Consider the following 18,657-nt stretch of genomic DNA (forward strand, 5'->3'; position numbering starts at 1 on the left):
ATATTTGTATAGCGAATGCGTGTAAAAAGCGATGGGGGTTTTATTGATCCCCCACCGCTTAGTCATTAAAATCAATCGGGAACTGAAAAAATTTGAACTTACATAAGTCCCAACTTTTATAAGATGAGATGCTAAAGTGAAAATTTCTTATATATTGTATCATAATCGTCTTTGAAGTAGCACTAAGTAGAAGCGATATTATGACGATCATAAGCAAAGTCTAAAAGTAGTTCTAAGAGTGTTTCATTATTACTAACGAGATTGAGCTGGCGTTGTTTTTTTACGGCACGTTCACTGCGTGCTTCATGTAAAAGAAACTCCATAACAGCATTTTGTATTTGTGATTGTTTCATTTTACGACCTAGCCCTAGATGAATAAAACCGTTCTGTTCTCTTGGGAAAGCATGTAATAGCTCTGCCTCCGATTGTGCAAGCGTAATGCATGGCACACCATAAGAGGCAATTTTGTAAGGCGTATAATTGGCATTGCAAATAATAACATCTGCTTTTGGTAAAAGTTTGAGAAGTGCGTTTTTATCACGAAGGATGGCTGTGTTGCGACGACTTAAAACCATCATTTGCAAGTCGTCTATAGCATGGCGGTAGCTGTCGTCAATCATAACTGTAATTTGTAGTGGAATTTGGAGCTGTGTTAAGTGTCGAAGTGTACGATAGGTTAAATTATGCTCGTCCCCATCTTCAAAAGCTACAACGATATGGGGAGGATTTTCAGGTGTTTTGCTTTCAGGTCTATCGCTAAAGTTTTGATAGTCTTCGGGTAGTGCAAAAACAAAGCTCCCGCCAATATAATGAGACGGTAAATAATCTTTTACCTCGTGATAGAGTGCTAGTAGTACACAGTCACAGGCTTGACCACCTTCACCAAAATCATCAAAGTGAATAATCGTTTTGCAGAAAGGTCGTAAATCCTGTACTTGTAAAGCCTCGGAATTGCGGCCATCTCTGACAATTAAATCTGGCTGAATGCCTTTCATTTGCTTAGGAAGTTCATTAAAATGATCAAATAAAACGGGGGTTAGACCCTCATTCATTAAAATTTGAATCCCGTCATTTGAAGGAGTTTTTACAAATATAAAAACCTTCTCATTCGTCAGTAGTTTAGCTAATGTTGAAACCCGTTCAAAAGGATACAGCCCTTTATCAATACAGCTTTCAATAATGAAAACAATCGTTTTTTTCGGTACTATTGCTTGCGTTTCGTTTTGCAAATGTATCCCACCCTTTCTCTGTCTCTTTAAATTATGGCGAAGAAAGAGCAAGTATGTGTAAAATTTAGGATTTGATCAATGATCTTTTTAAATAAATCTTTCAAATAGCTATCTTATAGGTACGATAAATAACTTTTAATCATTAAAAAAGTGGTCGATATATATAGTGAGTTTATTAAGATACATAACAAAGATGGTGATGATGAAAGGAGGGAAGAAGTATGGGTATGCGTGCTGCAATTGTAGTTGGAGCAACAGGATTAACGGGCTCCTCTCTAGTAGAGCAATTATGTGAAAATGATGAATATGTATCCGTGACAGTAATCGCGAGAAGAAAACCAACTTTTAAGCATCCCAAGCTAGAAGTGAAAATTTGTGATTTTGATAGGTTAGAGGAACAAGATATAGCATTTGCGCATGAACTATATTGCTGTTTAGGCACAACTATAAAAAAGGCAGGTTCTCGAAAGGTGTTCGAAAAGGTAGATTTTGAATATCCTTTAGCGATTGCTTCATTGGCGAAGAAGCGTGGGATTCCCCATTTTCTTGTCATCACTGCAATGGGTGCTAAAGAGAGTTCTCCTTTTTACTATAACCGAGTTAAAGGAAAGCTAGAACATGATTTAATGGAGTTGGGCTTACAGCAGCTTTCTATTATTCGACCTTCACTCTTAGTAGGAGAACGGAATGAATTTCGTTTAGGGGAGAAGGTAGGAGAAAAGGTATTAAAACTAGCCAAGCCATTGTTAATAGGACCACTAAAGCGATTTAGAGCCATTGAAGCCTCTCAAGTAGCAAAGGCAATGATGATTATTGCGCTACACGGTAAGCAACAACCAGTGACAATTTATCCTTCTCATGAATTAGCAATATTGGCATTTCCGGAAACGGTAGAAGAAGATGTTTCGAGGGAGACATTATTTAATTGGGATAAAATTAAAAAAGCAGATTCGCTTCATGAAGAGGATAAGGTTAATCGCAATGTAGTGATTGATCGTGAGAAATATACTATCCACGATAAGGTTGTCGATGAAGAAGTTCGTTTTCGACCATATGATAAAGAGTAATTTTTCTTGCTTTCCGCCTAAAGACTGAATTTCTTGCTTTCCTCATTCCTATTCTTTCCGAGCCACTTTTCATTTGTTACAATATTATTGTAGAAGATGAATGTGGAGGCAAAGTAAAGATGAAAATTTTACTCGTTGATGGCACGATGTTTGGTCGAAAAACCGGTGCTATTTTAGAGCAAGTGGAACAATATATTAAAGAATTAGATGCTAGTTTCGATTTAGAAATGATGCATTTTAGTGAATATAAACATCAAATTGTTGATGGCTCACCATTAAATGAGGATATGAAGAAAATGATCCAACAATTTGAGGAAGCGGATGCTTATATTATTGCAACGCCAATTTTCCAAGCATCAATTCCGGGCGTTTTGAAGAATGCATTTGACTTCCTACACCCTAAAACAATGCGCTATAAACCTGTATCTATAGTTGCAAATGGCGGCACATATCAACACCACCTTGTTGTAGAAAATCAATTAAAACCTATTTTAGACTACTTCCGTGCTCTTGTTACACCGAACTATGTGTATACACATACATCCCATTTTGATGCAGATAATCATATTGTGGATGAGGATGTTCATAGCCGCTTACGTGAATTAGCGCGTGTATTTGTTCAATACTGTGAGATGAGCAAGAACTTGCCGAAGGAAACAATCGATCAACATTAATAGTACCCTTGCACTGTGGTAAGAAATCACTGTGCAGGGGATTTTTCTTTGTAAGTATTCTTTTAGTATGTGATAAAATAAAACTTTAGTGACACTGGAAGGAGGGCTGCTCATGCAGGACATCGCTTTACTAGAAAAACAACGCTGTTGTCTTATTTTGACTAATAAGGCAAAGGAAGCGGTAGAGGAATGCTCAGCAAACGAGCATGCCTTTTTTGCGTTACAAAGATCTTTTACAGTCTACATTGAAAAACGCAAAGCAAAAACAGTGGGTGAAATATTTTTATCTATCTATTTTAATGCTGAAGACAATGAAAAATTAAGTGATAGTATTTCCGAGAAAACGGTGATTATGGACTGTGTATTAAAGCTGGAAGGGTTGCTAGCGACAAATATTCGTTTTGTGCATATGCGAGGGCCGATTAACACAAATCGCCGTTTAGCAGCAGCACTGGAATTTGTTACAAAGCCTAATAACGGAGCAGGCGTTCCACTTGAGCTTCATACGAAAATTAGACAGCTACCGATTGCGGAAGAACGGACTGAATATGTAAAAAAACGTATTGCTAGCTGGGAAGGTTATTTAAAAATACAAGAACGCGATGCGACTATTGATGATATTCATAGTGAATTTAAGCAAAGCTATTTCAATGAAGACTTTACACGCTTAACGCTTGTTTGTCCCTACATAAAGAATAAGGAATGGAAGCAATTAGAAGGCTTGAGTGTTAGTATTCAAGGTGTCCGTGGTGAAATAGGACAAGTGTTGAAGACTCATGCTGGAAAGCAAACAGTTGAAATTGATTTAAAGCCTTTTACACAAGAATTAGCTCGCAAGGATCAGCTTAATCTTCGTTCGAAACAAGCGAGCTTCAGCAACTTTGCAACATTAAGTCAAATTAGAAGATTACGTAATGGCTTTACCAAGTTAGAAAAGGGTGAGGCTGTTAATCCTAATTTAGAGACGATCCTATTTGAAAAACGTCCTTCTGTACGAGCATCGAAGCTACAAGAAGATATTGAATTTCATAATAATTTAAATGAATATCAAAGACGAGCGGTTTTAGGCGCTTTATCCGTTGAAGATTTATTTGTCATACAAGGTCCACCTGGTACAGGGAAAACAACTGTCATTTCAGAGATTTGTCAGCAAAATGTGAAAGCTGGTTTAAAAACACTTGTTGCATCTCAGTCAAATCTAGCGGTAGATAATGCTTTAGGACGGCTTCTTTCCAATCAAGAAATTCGAATTTTACGCTATGGTAGAACGGAAAGTATTGAGGAAGAGGGAAAAAAATTTATTGAAGAAAATGTAGCTCTGCAGTGGCGTGAGCAAACATTGACAGCAATTGAAGAAGCAATCTTGGTCTTTCCTGAACGTGAGCAGACGTTCAAGGACAATTTGACCAAAGCAATAGCTGAGCTTGAAAAATTAGAGTTATGGCTTGAGGAATTGACGCAGGAAATGGCCGCTAAAGAGCAGGCTGCTATTGAAGAACCAATTTTACAGCAGGAAATTCAAGCGTTAAAAAAAGACTTAAAAGCTGCCAAAACAGAGCAACAGACATATGAAGCTCAAAAAGAACATTATGAGAAGCAGCTCGCACAAATAGAGCCCATTATACAGCAGCTTGAACAGACACTTGCTGATCATCCTTCAATTGAAAATCTACAGCTTACCATTCAAGAGACTTCACAAAAAGTGGAGCAATTAGAGGCAGCTGTTCAATATAAAGAATTGCTGGAGCAAAAACAGCAATTAACAGTTCAATTCCAAGATATACAAGAAAAATATGAAACAGAAAATAATCGTCTCATCATCATGAAGGAAGCGCAAAAGTATGTCCATACATTGACGTCCTATGAGCGTATCCAACGATATTTACAGCATTATCAAATTCGTCCTTCTCATGTCCTTTCGCAGCAAATGAATCGAATACAACATCTAGAGGATGCAAAAGATTTAGAGGCATGGTCTACCATTAATAGTCGTCTCCAAAAAGCCATTGCAAAGCTAGAGGCGTTAGTGACGGATGAGGTGAAGGAGCAAGCGCAAGCAAAAAGAAGATTACAGCCTGTGCAATCTTTTTCTTTACAAAACCTTACAGGTGTATTTGCTCAATTAAACAAGGCGTTTCAAGACGATCAAACGCCTGCAATTCATGAAATTGAAAGCTATTTGCTGGGGCTCTATATGCGTCGTGATTTTGTATGGCAAAAAGGAATGGCACTAAAACAACAACAAGACCATAAAGACGAAGAATACGAGTCATTCCGAAAAAATCTTGTTAGTTTACTGCATCAAGAGTGTGCCATTACAAGCTTTGATGTACAAAGCATTCAGCGGCAATTGCAGCCATTTATACAGCATACAGAGCGATTACAACAGCTAGCAAGCAACTTCCTATTAGAAGAAGTACCAGAGGAATCCGTTGAATATTTAAAAATTCTTATGGGACAATTACGAGAGTCTCTTCAGGAAGCCAATCAGCAACTAGAACGAGTTGAAAAGGCTAGAGTTCAATTAGTACCAAAACAAGCTTCACTTCAAACCGTACAAGCTAGCTTGGAGGAAGTAGACCTACTGCTATCACAGATGGAAGAGCGGTTAAAGGAAATCAATGTTGCGGGATTGAAAAAGGAAAAGCAATTGGCCACATTCACAAAGCTATTGCAGTCGACACCAGAGCGAACAGCAGAAGAGGTTAGAGAAGCTATTCAAACTTCAAAGCAAGCTATTGAAGATTTACAGCGTCAGGAAAAACAACTACCGCTTCGAAAAAAATTGCAAGAGCAATGGCGAGAAAAACTACAAAACGCTACTGAATATGATTTAGATGAAATTAGAAAATTGTATGTACGACATGCAAATGTTATTGGTACCACATGTGTAGCTTCGGCGAGTAAAGAGTTTATGGAAAATTACCCAACCTTTGATGTTGTCATTATTGATGAAGTCTCAAAGGCAACACCGCCAGAATTATTATTACCAATGCTGAAGGGGAAAAAGGTTATTTTGGTAGGGGATCATCACCAGCTACCACCCCTACTTGGTGACGATACATTGGAGGAAACATTGAAGGCGATGCTAGAGGAAAATCCAAATTTTGAAGGCGCACAAGAATTGAAAAGTTTACTACGTGAATCATTATTTGAGCGCTTATTCAATAATCTGCCTCAAACCCATAAGCAAATGCTAGCTCTTCAATACCGCATGCATGAAAAAATTATGCAAAGTATTACCCCATTTTACGCGCAAGAAGAAAATGGCTTGCAATGTGGCTTGCCAGACTCAGATTCGGCGAGAGATCATGGCTTAGAGGGACAATTTGTCAAACGTGATGACCATTTATTATGGATTGATATTCCAACTGAAAAACCTTATTTAGAGGAACAGGTAAAGGGAGGCACAAGCCGTTATAATGAAGGGGAATTACAAATAATTCGTCGTATTTTGCTAGATCTAAATGATGCAGTGAAGGCAGCAAAAGAAGCAGGGCGTATGCCACAGGATGCCTTGAAAAGTGTTGGAGTCATTAGCTTCTACGGTGAGCAAGTGAAGAAAATAAATCGTCTCCTACAGCAGGAGCTACAGTTGCCGCATTTACAATTTAGAACGGGGACAGTTGATAAATTCCAAGGTATGGAGATGGACGTAATTCTCGTCAGTATGGTTCGTAATACACCAAAAGGTGGAGATATTGGCTTTGCAAGAGATTATCGTCGCTTAAATGTAGCTCTATCCCGTGCTCGGGAGTTACTACTACTTGTAGGAAGTGCAGACATGTTTGCGAAACGTGCAAAACATCAAGATACAAGAGATATGTATGCCCAGTTATTAAATACTGTAAAATCCTACGAAGGCTTGCGTAATCATGAAGGATTGGTGATGTAGAGTGTCAAAATTACAGCAACGATTAATGCGTGAGCTGCAACAAAATCGCAATATAAAAATTGTCAAAACTGCTGAATGGTGTATTCCAATTCGTACAGTGGATGTAACGTACGAGCCAGTTCGCCGTTCCACGATGGATGTCTTAATGACCATGCTGCTACTGAGCATTCAAGAGGCGGATTTTGGAAATGTGGAAGAATTGAGCGAATTATTGCTTGTAGATCCATTATTTATCGAAGACCTGATGTCTTTAATGATGCGCGTAGGTCTTATGAAAAATGAGGAAGGCTTCTTTAAGCTAACAGAAAAAGGACAGCAACAGCTTGAACAAGGTATCTTTGAAGAGGAGCTTGAGGTAGAAGCATCCACTCTTTACTTTAGTCCTTGTCATCAATCATTTTTGACTAGTGATGTAAATAATGATGAATACGATGAGTTACCAGAGCTTTATCGTTATGTAGATAAGGAAGCTGAACAACAGGAGCAATTTGATGAATCACTCATTATAGCTGCCTTACAAGAAGTGGATAAAGAAGACACAGGCAACTCACAAAGAATAATCGCAAGAGTTGTTGAAGTAGAAGCCCAACAAATTAATGATAGTCCATGCTTAGAATTTATCCTTTACGATAAGGAGCAAGATATACTATTTGTTCGTGTGTGGAATATGTTATTAAATCAATGGGACCACTGTCTAGAACAACAACTTACTGATAAAGAACAATTGATGTGGCGTGAGCAATATTTATAGAACGAAAAAACGAGCGTGGATAGCGTTCGTTTTTTTTATTTCCCATGTCAGCCCTAAAAGTGAGATGATACGAAAAATTGTTTTGATAAATGGATGAACTAGCATAGTATATTACTACATGATAAGGAGGGGACAGATGGTATCGATTAGTTTATGTATGATTGTTAAAAATGCACAATGTACGATTGAAAGATGCTTAGATTCGGTTCGGCATATAGTGGATGAGATGAATATTATTGATACAGGCTCAACTGATCGTACAAAAGATATTGTCCAAAATTATACCTCTCGCATTTTTGATTTTCCATGGTGTGATCATTTTGCAAATGCACGCAATTTTTCCTTTCAGCAGGCAACAAAAGATTATATTTTATGGCTAGACGCAGACGATATTATGACAAAGGAAAACCAACATAAATTATTACTACTAAAGCAATCATTGTATCCAACGGTTGATACCGTCACTATGGATCATTACCTAGTACTAGATGACGATGGGGTAGTGGAGTGCAGTGAGCGAAAGTATCGTCTAGTAAAAAGAGGCAATCACTTTCAATGGCAGGGCGCTGTCCATGAATATTTAAAGGTATCTGGTCAGCACCTTCACAGTGATATAGCTGTCACACATTTACCGTTAACAAAGGATATTCATCGCAACTTATGTATCTACGAAGGTTTAATTCAAAAGGGACATTCTCTTTCAGCAAGGGATTCATTTCATTATGCAAATGAATTAAAGCTGCATAACCGTTATTTAGAAGCCATAAATCAATACAATACATTTCTAGATAGCGAATTAGGTGCTACAGATGATCGCATTGAAGCATGTTTGCATATAGGGGAATGCTATCGATTGTTACAGGATGATCATCACGCTCAACAAGCTATTTTACAATCTTTTTTGTATGATCGACCAAAGCCAGAAGCATGTTGCCGAATGGGCCAATTTTTTATGGAGCAATCAAAACATAAAGAAGCTATCTATTGGTACTCCCAAGCTTTGCAACAAGCTTCCGTCGATTCAATGACTATTCAAAAACGAGCTTACTCAACATGGCTACCTCATTTACAACTAAGTCTGTTATATAGGGAGTTACGGTTATTCGAAAATGCCTATCAACATAACCTAGAGGCACGAAAGTGGAAACCCAATCATTCAGAAATCAAAGAAAATGAAAAATATCTACTCAGTCGCTTAAAGATATAAATCTCTATTAAGGGAATGGTACATCAATAAACAAGACATAAATAGCTTGACCAATTAACACAGATACACCAACAACAATCGTCATAAAAATCACATTACGAGGCCTAAAATTTTTTGCTTCCATTAAAAACCTCCTTTTATATATAGAATATTCTGTTAATTCAAGATATGTTTAGTGGATTTGAGTATGCATAATAAAAGAGCAAATTCACATTCGGTGTGAATTTGCTCTTTATTGTTAATCTAACTTTAAACCTTTTAAGGCTTCCGCAAGTGCATTGTTTACAGGTTCCTCATTATTTTGCTGCTTTAAGTATTTTTGTACGGAACGTTTATCAACCTTGCCTCCGCCTTCTTTTTTCCGTCTTGCTTCAAAGGCAGAAAGTTTTTCACGATAGCCACATTTACATACAAAAATTTGGCCATCCCCTTCACCACGTAATTCTAATTTCTTCTTACATTGCGGACAGCGTGCATTAGTAGTACGTGACACATTTTTACGATGGCCACATTCGCGATCCTGGCAGACAAGCATTTTACCTTTTTTGCCATTTACCTCGAGCATTGGTTTACCGCAATCTGGACAAGACTTAGTAGAAATATTGTCATGTTTATATTTTTTATCACTGCCCTTAATTTCCGTGACAATTTCTTTTGTATAGTTTTTCATTTCATTAATAAATACATCTTTATTGAGCTTGCCCTTTGCAATAAGTTCAAGCTTTTGCTCCCACTCTGCTGTGAGGGCAGGGGATTTTAATTCCTCTGGCACTAAATCCAGTAATTGACGGCCTTTAGAAGTAATATAAATATCCTTGCCACCGCGTTTCTCAATTAAGAATGAATTGAAAAGCTTATCAATAATGTCAGCGCGTGTTGCCACTGTACCAAGCCCACCAGTAGATTTTAATGTATCTGCTAACTTTTTATCATTAGTCGCCATATATTTTGTCGGATTTTCCATGGCTGATAACAATGTTGCTTCATTAAAACGAGCTGGTGGTTTTGTTTGACCAGATGTTTCAGCAAGCAGTTTAACTTTTAGCACATCTCCCTTATCAATGCGTGGAAGTATTTGCTCCTTCACATCATCTGCTGTGTCCTCATCATCAAAGCGATGTTCATATACTTCCTTCCAACCAGCGGATAAAATTGTTTTCCCACGAGCAATAAAGCTTTCATCACCAATCTTTGCACGCAGCGTTAGTTGCTCATATTCGAAAGCAGGAAGTAACACAGCTAGGAAGCGTTTCACGACAAGGTCATAAATTTTACGTTCCTTATCTGAGAATGCAGAAAGATTCACATAGCCCTCTGTTGGAATGATTGCATGGTGATCAGAAACCTTACTATCATCAACAAAGGCTTTTGTTGGTTTTATCGGTTTAGCTAGTAATTTATTAGCGATTGGGCGATACTCACCAATACCACATGCCTTTAAACGTTCAGGTATAGTAGCAACGATATCCTGAGAAATAAAGCGGGAATCCGTACGTGGATAAGTTAACACTTTATGTTGTTCGTAAAGCTTTTGCATAATATTCAATGTTTCCTTCGCAGAATAGCCAAAGATTTTATTGGCATCACGCTGCAGCTCTGTTAAATCATAAAGGCTTGGTGCATATGATTTCTTAGGTTTTTTTTCAATGTCTGCTACGGTAGCATTGCTATTCCCAAGCTTTCTCACTAATGTTTCTATTTTTTCTTTATCAAAGCTGCGGCTATTACCATTTCGATCCTGCCAAGTAAGCTTTAAATGATCCGTTGTTTGAGCTTCTATACCATAATAAGTTTGAGCTTTAAAGTTTTTAATTTCATCTTCACGAGAGGCAATCATCGCTACTGTTGGTGTTTGTACACGACCACAGTTCAATTGTGCATTAAAACGGGTAGTTAAAGCACGTGTAGCATTCAGTCCAATATACCAATCTGCCTCAGAGCGGGCTACAGCCGAAGCATAAAGATTATCATAAGCCTTCCCTGGTTTTAGATTAGCAAAGCCATCTTTAATCGCTTTATCAGTTACAGATGAAATCCATAAACGTTGAAGTGGCTTTTTGATTTTTACTTTATCAATAATCCAACGAGCTACTAATTCACCCTCACGTCCGGCATCAGTAGCAATAATGATATTATGAACATCGTTGCGAATAAGCTGGCTTTTGACCGCATTAAATTGCTTTCCTGTTTGTTTAATGATCGACAGCTTTAAGCGTTCAGGTAGCATGGGTAAATCTTCAAGATTCCACGTTTTATATTTCACATCATAACTCTCTGGGTCAGCTAGTGTGACAAGATGTCCAAGCGCCCAAGTAACAATGTATTTATCTCCTTCAAGGAAGCCATTTCCCTTTTTATTACACTTCAGTACACGCGCAATATCACGTGCTACAGAAGGCTTTTCAGCAATTACTACGCTTTTTGCCATTGTTAACACCCTTTCATAGTTCCATGTTAATAAATATAGCATAGGTTGAGGGGGTTAGCAGTTGAACAGCAGTGGAAAATGGTTTTAATGGATAAAGAAAAGCGGATATAAAAAATTGTCATGAATTTGAGTTGGATCACATATGGTATGTATGTGTTTGTGGTTCTTTAAATTCTGTTTAATGTTATTTTTATGCTCGTATTAAAAGGAAAAATCTATTTGTTGCTAGACACCAAATTTTGAGAATGCTATATTTATATTGTCATAGTATTTTTATAATTAGGAAAAAAAAGAATACTTTTATGAAAGAGAGTTGTTTTTCCTGATTATAAGGAGTGATGGAGTATAGAGCTAGATGAAGGATGATAGGGCCTATGGTAAAGAAAACATTAAAGCAAAGAATTGTAGAGGCTTCAGTTGAGCTGTTTCAGCAGGATGGTTATCACAATGTAACTGTTGATCGTATCGTTGAATATATAGGGGCATCAAAGGGTGGATTTTATCATAATTTTAAATCAAAAGATGAATTGCTGTATGAAATTCATGATGTCTTTATTTCGTATGTTATTCAACAATCACAGGATGCATATGACAAATACGGCACGCCCATTACACGGTTATGTGCGATGCTACAAACGCTGACACAAGTATTTGATATGTATCAAGCGCATATTACAATCTTTTATGAAGAAAGTCGTTCACTCTCAGAGGAGTATAGTGAGATTATTCATAAAAAACGAGATCATTATCGGGACATCTTGCAAAAAGTGATAGCAGAAGGCCAAGAAACGAAAGTTTTTCGTACAGAATTGCCTTGTACCATTGTTACGATGGCGATTGTGGGGATGATTAACTGGACATATAAATGGTTTAAGCAATCTGGGCCATTAACTATGGAGCAAATTACAGATGTTTTTACCGACATGGTATTGCGTGCGATTGTGACAGAACAAGCAATGGATGAAGCAAAGCAATTTATGATAAAGGGGTAGCCAGTAGAAAACACTGGTTTTATTATTTGCTTTTACAAACCGACTAGTCGGTATTTACTTGAAGTAAATTATCTTTGAGCTAAATCTACTATGGCAAATTTGACATTAGGGGGATTAGGGATGAATTTTGAATTAACAAAAGAGCAAGTGATGATTCGAGACATGGTACGTGATTTTGCTGAGAAAGAGATTAAACCGTATGCTCGTGAGGTTGATGAGACATCGACGATGAGAATAGAAAGCTTTAAAAAGATGGCAGAACTAGGCTTATTGGGTATCCCATTTCCTGAAGAATATGGTGGCTCAGGTGGTGATACGGTGTCCTACGCTTTAGCTGTAGAGGAAATTGGCCGTGCATGTGGGGGCACGGGCTTAAGTTATGCAGCTGCTGTTAGCTTAGGAGCTTCGCCAATTTACAACTTTGGTACGGAGGAGCAAAAGCAGGAATTTCTTGTTCCATTGGCAAAGGGTGAGACATTAGGATCATTCGGTTTAACAGAGCCTAATGCAGGTTCAGATGCAGGCGGTACACGCACTACAGCCGTCATTGATGGAGATGATTACGTTATTAATGGAGAAAAATGCTGGATTACCAATGCAGGATACGCTCGACAAATTATTGTAACTGCGGTGACTGGTAAACGTGAGGATGGCAAAAAGATTATTTCTTCTATTATTGTGCCAACGAATACTCCAGGTGTAACGATTAATTGTAACTACGACAAAATGGGTGTCCGAGGTTCTAATACATGTGAGATTGTTTTACAAAATGTTCGCGTTCCTAGAACCAATCTATTAGGCGATGAAAAGCGAGGATTTAGCCAGTTTTTAAACACTTTAGATGGTGGTCGTATTTCAATTGCAGCTCTTTCTGTCGGAATTGCACAGGCGGCTTATGAGAAGGCACTGAAGTTCGCAAAAGAACGCGAGCAATTTGGTGCACCTATTTCGAAGCTACAGGCCATTCAATTTAAATTAGCAGATATGGCGATGGAAATAGAGCTTGCTCGTACGCTTGTACATAAAGCGGCATGGCTAAAAGATCAAAAGAAACCATTTGGTAAAGAAGCAGCAATGGCTAAATTATTTGCTTCTGAAATGGGCTTCCGTACGTGTAATCAAGCCATTCAAATTCATGGCGGTTCTGGATATATGAAAGAATACGATGTAGAACGTCATTTACGTGATATTAAATTAATGGAAATTGGTGAAGGAACATCTGAAATTCAACGTCTTGTTATTTCTCGTTTAATTGGCTGTTAATGATTTTCAACTCATTGTGTCTGGGATCAGCTTTGTGCTGCATAGAGCACTTCTTTCTGATACCGAGACACCTGCTGAAAAGTAGCTTAAATCCGCATTCATCTCATTGCTGAAAGAAGTTTAATAGCATAAACAAGGGGGATCTTCATGGCAGAGCTTGTGTATCAAACAATTGGTCAATTGCTAGATGAACAATCTAAAAAGTACCCGCAGAACGAGGCTTTGGTCTATGCTGATAGAAATTTCCGAATGACTTATGAGCAGCTAAATCGTCAAGCGCGATTGGTAGCAAGGGGCTTAATGGCTTTAGGAATTGAAAAAGGAGACCATATTGCTGTATGGACGACCAATGTTCCTGAGTGGGTACAGCTTCAATTTGGTACAGGGAAAATGGGAGCTCCAATCGTTACGGTAAACACTAATTATCGAGCTAGTGAGTTGGAGTATCTATTAAAGCAGTCTGATGCCAAAACGATATTTTTAATTGAAAATTATCGAGACCATTCTTTTATCCATACACTTCAAGAGTTATGTCCGGAGCTTGAACATTGTGAACCAGGTAATTTGCAATCAAAGCGACTACCTTTATTAAAAAATGTTATTTTAATCGGCGAGACTAAGTATCCCGGTGTATTAAATTGGTCCGATGTAGTAGCAGCGGCTGATCAGGTGACCGAGGAACAATTAGAACAAAGAGAGCAATCTCTTCATTATGATGATGTGATTAATATTCAATATACGTCTGGTACAACAGGTTTTCCTAAAGGTGTGATGCTTACACATTTTAACTTAGTGAACAACGCGGTCAACATTGCAGAGTGTATGCGGTTAACAGCAGAGGATCGCCTCTGCATACCTGTTCCATTTTTCCATTGTTTTGGCTGTGTTATTGGAACATTAGCAATTACAACTAGTGGTGGAACGATGGTGCCAGTACAAGAATTTTCACCTGAAGAGGTGCTAAGGACGGTTCAGCAAGAAAAGTGCACAGCATTACATGGCGTACCAACGATGTTCATTAGTGAGCTTAATTTACCGAATTTTGAGTCTTTCAATCTTTCAACTCTACGGACAGGAGTCATGGCGGGCTCTAATTGTCCGATAGAGGTAATGAAAGCAGTGATTGAGAAAATGGGTATGACAGATATTACGATTTGCTATGGTCAAACAGAATCATCCCCAGTTATTACGCAAACGAGAACGGATGACCCGTTAGCACTAAAGGTGGAGACGGTTGGCCGTGCCTTACCAAACTTAGAGGCGAAAATTGTAGTTCCTGGGACAAATGAGGAAGCACCTACAAATGAACAAGGCGAGCTATGTACAAGAGGCTACCATGTAATGAAAGGCTACTATAAAAACCAAGAGGAAACCGATCTTGCCATTGATCAAGATGGCTGGCTGCATACGGGTGATTTGGCAACGATGGATGAAGCGGGCTATGTCCGTGTAACCGGTCGTTTAAAAGATATGATTATTCGCGGTGGTGAAAATTTATATCCTCGTGAAATGGAGGAGTTTCTTTATACACATCCGAAAATATCAGATGTTCAGGTTGCTGGCGTTCCTGATCCTGTGTATGGGGAGGAAGCGGCAGCTTGGATTATTTTACGAGAAGGTGAGCAGGCAACAGAAGAGGAGATTCGAGAATATTGTCGGGATAAAATCTCTAGACATAAAATCCCAAAACATATTTTCTTTATCGATCAATATCCAATGACTGCTTCAGGAAAGGTTCAAAAATATAAATTACGAGAAGATTTTGTCATGACCGTCAGATAAGGAGGGGCAGTGAATATGTTCAATAAAGTATTAATTGCAAATCGTGGGGAGATTGCTAGACGTATTATCAGAACATGCAGGCGCCTAAATATTCATACGGTTGCTATTTATTCTGAGGCAGATGCTGAAAGCTTACATGTGAAGGATGCAGATGAGGCTTACTGTGTAGGGAAACCACCTGTAGCACAAAGCTATTTAAATATAGAACGTATTCTAGAAATTGCACTAGAAAATGGCGTCGAGGCTGTTCATCCTGGCTATGGACTACTATCAGAAAATGCAGAGTTTGCAAAGCGCTGTGAAGAGGAAGGTCTAATTTTTATTGGACCAAGTGCTGATGTTATTGCATCAATGGGAAGTAAATTAGAGGCACGTAAAACAATGAAAGCTGCAGGTGTTCCCATTGTAGAGGGTGTAGAGACACCGGTAAAGGATGCAGAAGAAGCTACTGAAATCGCTGAACGTTTAGGCTATCCTATTATGTTAAAGGCATCGGCAGGCGGTGGCGGTATCGGTATGCAACTTGTTGAAAATACAGAGGAGCTAGCAAAAGCATTTGAGGGAAATCAAAAACGTGCACAGTCATTTTTCGGTGATGGCACGATGTACATGGAGAGATTTATTGCTAACCCTCACCATGTTGAAGTACAAATTATTGCCGATCATCAAGGCAATGTGGTTCCGTTATTTGAACGTGAATGTTCGATTCAACGAAGAAATCAAAAAGTAGTAGAAGAAGCACCCTCACCATTCATTTCACAGGAGACAAGAGATAAGATGCTAGAAGCGTCAGTGAAGGCAGCGAAGCATATTGGCTATGTCAACGCTGGAACGATTGAGTATTTGGTAGATGAGGATCAAAACTTTTATTTCTTAGAAATGAATACAAGATTACAAGTAGAGCATCCTGTGACAGAGGAAATTACAAAACTTGATTTAGTAGAGGAGCAATTAAAAATCGCTGCACAGCAACCCCTTTCATTTACAAAAGAAAGTATTACGAAACAGGGTCATGCGATTGAAGTGCGTATATACGCTGAAAATCCTTCTACATTTTTCCCGTCTCCTGGTACAATCACAGCTCTAGAATTACCAACAGGCGAAGGGGTTCGACATGAGTGTGGTGTAGAGACAGGTTCAGCAGTTACACCATTTTATGATCCAATGATTAGTAAATTGGTAGTGTGGGGAGAAACAAGGGACATTGCCTGTGAAAGATTAATCCAAGCACTGAAAGCATATAAAGTGGAGGGTATTCAAACGAATATTCCGATGCTGCTAAAAACTGTTACACATGAACAGTTTTTAAAAGGCTATACGACTACAAAATTTGTCGAACAATTTTATTTACCACAATTAGCAGAGTCAAAGTAAGTATTGAAGAGCATTCGCGCTTCATATAGAGGGCGAATGCATAATTAATTTAAAAGTAGGAGTGAATGATGATGGCAACAGTAAAAGCAAGCATGGCAGGTACAGTATGGAAAATCGTCGTAGCAGAAGGTGAGAAAGTAACGGCAGGTCAAGATGTAGCAATTTTAGAATCAATGAAAATGGAAATTCCGATTGCAGCAGAAGAAGATGGCGTGGTAACAAAAATTATCGCCAATGAAGGAGATTTCATTAACGTTGATGATGATATTTTAGAAATTGAATAAGAGGAGGCCTCTTAATGCAGCTACCTAAGCATGTCGTAATGAAAGAAGTCGGTCCCCGTGATGGTTTACAAAATGAAAAAACACATATTACAACAGCAGATAAAATACAATTAGTGAATTTGTTAAGCCAAACTGGATTAAATTACATCGAGGTGACTTCATTTGTACATCCGAAATGGATTCCACAGTTGGCGGATGCTGTCGAGGTTCTTCAAGCCATTAAAAGGAACAAGGATATTACTTATGCAGCACTTGTACCTAATATGCGAGGGCTAGAAAGGGCGTTACAGGCTGAAGTAGATGAAGTAAGTATATTTATGTCTGCTAGTGAAAGTCATAACCAAAGTAATATTAACAAAACCATAGACGAAACATTTCCTATTTTAGAGGAAGTAGTATTAGGAGCTAAAGCGTCAAAGAAAAAGGTTCGAGGCTATATCTCCACAGTTCTTGGCTGTCCCTATGAAGGATATATACATCCTGATAAAGTACTGCGTGTTACAGATAAATTATTGGAAATGGGTGTAACAGAGATCTCACTTGGTGACACGATTGGCGTTGGTGTACCCACTCAAGTTGAGCATCTTTTAGAGGAACTATTAAAAAGATATTCCGCAAATAATTTTGCTATGCATTTTCATGATACACGTGGCACGGCGCTGGCTAACATTATGAAATCTTTAGAGATGGGCGTAACCAAATTTGATAGTGCGCTTGGCGGTCTAGGGGGCTGTCCATATGCCAAGGGGGCTTCAGGTAATGTAGCCACCGAAGATTTATTATATTTATTTAATGAAATGGGCATTCAAACCGGTGTAGATCGACAAAAAATATTAGAGGCTGCACTCTTTATTGAACAGAAATTAGGCAAAGCTGTAGCTTCAAAGCAAATGGCGATTGTCCGTAATGAAAGGAGTGCGAATCCATTATGACTCAACTTGTTCGCTTTGAATTACTAGAGGGAAGTATTGGACTTATTACCCTTTTAAGACCAGAGGCTGCGAACGCGATGTCTGTACAGTTACTGCGAGAGCTATCTGATACGCTTGATCAAATCAACGGAGATCCGACAGTGCGAGTAGTCTTACTAACAGGTGCTGGAGAAAAAGCATTCTGTGCTGGGGCTGATTTAAAAGAACGCAAAGGTATGTCCGATCGACAAGTGAAGCAAATCGTACAGTTGATTGGTGCCACAGTGGCAAAAGTGGAGACACTCGCTCAGCCTGTCATTGCGGTGCTAAATGGAGTAGCCTTTGGTGGCGGTCTAGAATTAGCTTTAGCTTGCGATTTACGTGTCGCAGCAGCACATGTTAAGTTAGGTCTCACTGAAACCTCTCTCGGTATTATTCCGGGGGCAGGAGGAACGCAACGACTTCCTCGACTAATTGGTCTTGGGAAGGCAAAGGAATTAATTTATACAGCGCGTCGCTTAAATGCTGAGGAAGCTAAAAATTATGGCATCGTTGAATATGTTCATGAGGCACATGAGATAATGGAAAGGGCACAGCAGCTTGCTCTAGAAATGGCAAAAAATGCACCATTATCGCTAGTACAGGCTAAAGTGGCTATGAATCAGGGTGTTGAGGTAGATTTAGCTACCGGTTTAAAAATTGAGTCACTTGCATATAGTGCACTGATCCCTACAGAGGACCGATTAGAGGGGCTACTAGCCTTCCAAGAGAAGCGAGCACCACAATATTCAGGAAAATAA

Annotated in this window: 14 protein-coding genes; 12 read left to right on the forward strand and 2 right to left on the reverse strand. The window is 38.7% G+C overall.

From position 1 onward, the window contains the following. Positions 1-182: 182 nt before the first annotated feature. Positions 183-1,229: a PseG/SpsG family protein gene (locus tag AC1Q6O_RS00785; protein WP_008176144.1), complete on the reverse strand. Its 1,047-nt coding sequence runs from the start codon at positions 1,227-1,229 to the stop codon at positions 183-185. A 221-nt stretch (positions 1,230-1,450) separates the two neighbouring features. Between AC1Q6O_RS00785 and AC1Q6O_RS00790 the strand changes: the two genes are divergently transcribed. From AC1Q6O_RS00790 to AC1Q6O_RS00810, 5 genes are all read left to right on the forward strand, one after another. Then, positions 1,451-2,296 carry an oxidoreductase gene (locus tag AC1Q6O_RS00790; RefSeq protein WP_089985963.1) on the forward strand — a complete coding sequence of 282 codons (846 nt, stop codon included), beginning with the start codon at positions 1,451-1,453 and terminating at the stop codon, positions 2,294-2,296. Between the two features lie 119 nt (positions 2,297-2,415). Continuing rightward, complete coding sequence (locus tag AC1Q6O_RS00795; protein ID WP_008176141.1) at positions 2,416-2,970, forward strand: NADPH-dependent FMN reductase; 555 nt, start codon at positions 2,416-2,418, stop codon at positions 2,968-2,970. 112 nt (positions 2,971-3,082) lie between these two features. Next, entirely contained in the window at positions 3,083-6,865 is a 3,783-nt protein-coding gene (locus AC1Q6O_RS00800; RefSeq protein WP_008176139.1) for a DEAD/DEAH box helicase, read from the forward strand. 1 nt (position 6,866) lies between these two features. After that, positions 6,867-7,616, forward strand: a complete 750-nt coding sequence (locus tag AC1Q6O_RS00805) for a hypothetical protein (RefSeq protein WP_492400870.1) — start codon at positions 6,867-6,869, stop codon at positions 7,614-7,616. A 136-nt stretch (positions 7,617-7,752) separates the two neighbouring features. Further along, positions 7,753-8,823: a glycosyltransferase family 2 protein gene (locus tag AC1Q6O_RS00810; protein ID WP_089985964.1), complete on the forward strand. Its 1,071-nt coding sequence runs from the start codon at positions 7,753-7,755 to the stop codon at positions 8,821-8,823. A gap of 238 nt (positions 8,824-9,061) precedes the next feature. On the opposite strand, the gene AC1Q6O_RS00815 is transcribed toward AC1Q6O_RS00810, so the two are convergent. Then, positions 9,062-11,251, reverse strand: a complete 2,190-nt coding sequence (locus tag AC1Q6O_RS00815; protein WP_008176132.1) for a DNA topoisomerase III — start codon at positions 11,249-11,251, stop codon at positions 9,062-9,064. Positions 11,252-11,625: 374 nt separating this feature from the next. Between AC1Q6O_RS00815 and AC1Q6O_RS00820 the strand changes: the two genes are divergently transcribed. The 7 genes from AC1Q6O_RS00820 (at position 11,626) to AC1Q6O_RS00850 (ending at position 18,657) form a co-directional block, all read left to right on the forward strand. Beyond that, positions 11,626-12,243 carry a TetR/AcrR family transcriptional regulator gene (locus AC1Q6O_RS00820; RefSeq protein WP_043990086.1) on the forward strand — a complete coding sequence of 206 codons (618 nt, stop codon included), beginning with the start codon at positions 11,626-11,628 and terminating at the stop codon, positions 12,241-12,243. Positions 12,244-12,363: 120 nt separating this feature from the next. Further along, positions 12,364-13,506: an acyl-CoA dehydrogenase gene (locus AC1Q6O_RS00825; RefSeq protein WP_008176128.1), complete on the forward strand. Its 1,143-nt coding sequence runs from the start codon at positions 12,364-12,366 to the stop codon at positions 13,504-13,506. A 147-nt stretch (positions 13,507-13,653) separates the two neighbouring features. After that, positions 13,654-15,288 (forward strand): AMP-binding protein, encoded by a 1,635-nt coding sequence (locus AC1Q6O_RS00830; RefSeq protein WP_492400871.1) that lies wholly within the window; start codon positions 13,654-13,656, stop codon positions 15,286-15,288. 15 nt (positions 15,289-15,303) lie between these two features. Further along, positions 15,304-16,662 carry an acetyl-CoA carboxylase biotin carboxylase subunit gene (locus AC1Q6O_RS00835; RefSeq protein WP_089985967.1) on the forward strand — a complete coding sequence of 453 codons (1,359 nt, stop codon included), beginning with the start codon at positions 15,304-15,306 and terminating at the stop codon, positions 16,660-16,662. A gap of 71 nt (positions 16,663-16,733) precedes the next feature. Continuing rightward, on the forward strand, positions 16,734-16,946 hold the full coding sequence (locus tag AC1Q6O_RS00840) for an acetyl-CoA carboxylase biotin carboxyl carrier protein subunit (protein ID WP_031418413.1): 213 nt from the start codon (positions 16,734-16,736) through the stop codon (positions 16,944-16,946). A 14-nt stretch (positions 16,947-16,960) separates the two neighbouring features. Further along, positions 16,961-17,878 (forward strand): hydroxymethylglutaryl-CoA lyase, encoded by a 918-nt coding sequence (locus tag AC1Q6O_RS00845; RefSeq protein ID WP_492400872.1) that lies wholly within the window; start codon positions 16,961-16,963, stop codon positions 17,876-17,878. Beyond that, positions 17,875-18,657 carry an enoyl-CoA hydratase gene (locus tag AC1Q6O_RS00850; protein ID WP_090002456.1) on the forward strand — a complete coding sequence of 261 codons (783 nt, stop codon included), beginning with the start codon at positions 17,875-17,877 and terminating at the stop codon, positions 18,655-18,657. Before AC1Q6O_RS00845 ends, AC1Q6O_RS00850 begins: the two co-directional genes overlap by 4 nt.

The sequence above is a fragment of the Lysinibacillus sp. GW823-FHT06C08 genome, assembly GCF_058795135.1.

Bases quoted from the DNA above. Each gene is read 5' to 3' on its own strand.
- AC1Q6O_RS00820 (WP_043990086.1), top strand. From the start codon at position 11,626: ATGGTAAAGAAAACATTAAAGCAAAGAATTGTAGAGGCTTCAGTTGAG.
- AC1Q6O_RS00835 (WP_089985967.1), top strand. From the start codon at position 15,304: ATGTTCAATAAAGTATTAATTGCAAATCGTGGGGAGATTGCTAGACGT.
- AC1Q6O_RS00815 (WP_008176132.1), bottom strand. From the start codon at position 11,251: ATGGCAAAAAGCGTAGTAATTGCTGAAAAGCCTTCTGTAGCACGTGAT.
- AC1Q6O_RS00850 (WP_090002456.1), top strand. From the start codon at position 17,875: ATGACTCAACTTGTTCGCTTTGAATTACTAGAGGGAAGTATTGGACTT.
- AC1Q6O_RS00845 (WP_492400872.1), top strand. From the start codon at position 16,961: ATGCAGCTACCTAAGCATGTCGTAATGAAAGAAGTCGGTCCCCGTGAT.
- AC1Q6O_RS00790 (WP_089985963.1), top strand. From the start codon at position 1,451: ATGGGTATGCGTGCTGCAATTGTAGTTGGAGCAACAGGATTAACGGGC.
- AC1Q6O_RS00830 (WP_492400871.1), top strand. From the start codon at position 13,654: ATGGCAGAGCTTGTGTATCAAACAATTGGTCAATTGCTAGATGAACAA.
- AC1Q6O_RS00825 (WP_008176128.1), top strand. From the start codon at position 12,364: ATGAATTTTGAATTAACAAAAGAGCAAGTGATGATTCGAGACATGGTA.
- AC1Q6O_RS00840 (WP_031418413.1), top strand. From the start codon at position 16,734: ATGGCAACAGTAAAAGCAAGCATGGCAGGTACAGTATGGAAAATCGTC.
- AC1Q6O_RS00800 (WP_008176139.1), top strand. From the start codon at position 3,083: ATGCAGGACATCGCTTTACTAGAAAAACAACGCTGTTGTCTTATTTTG.
- AC1Q6O_RS00795 (WP_008176141.1), top strand. From the start codon at position 2,416: ATGAAAATTTTACTCGTTGATGGCACGATGTTTGGTCGAAAAACCGGT.
- AC1Q6O_RS00810 (WP_089985964.1), top strand. From the start codon at position 7,753: ATGGTATCGATTAGTTTATGTATGATTGTTAAAAATGCACAATGTACG.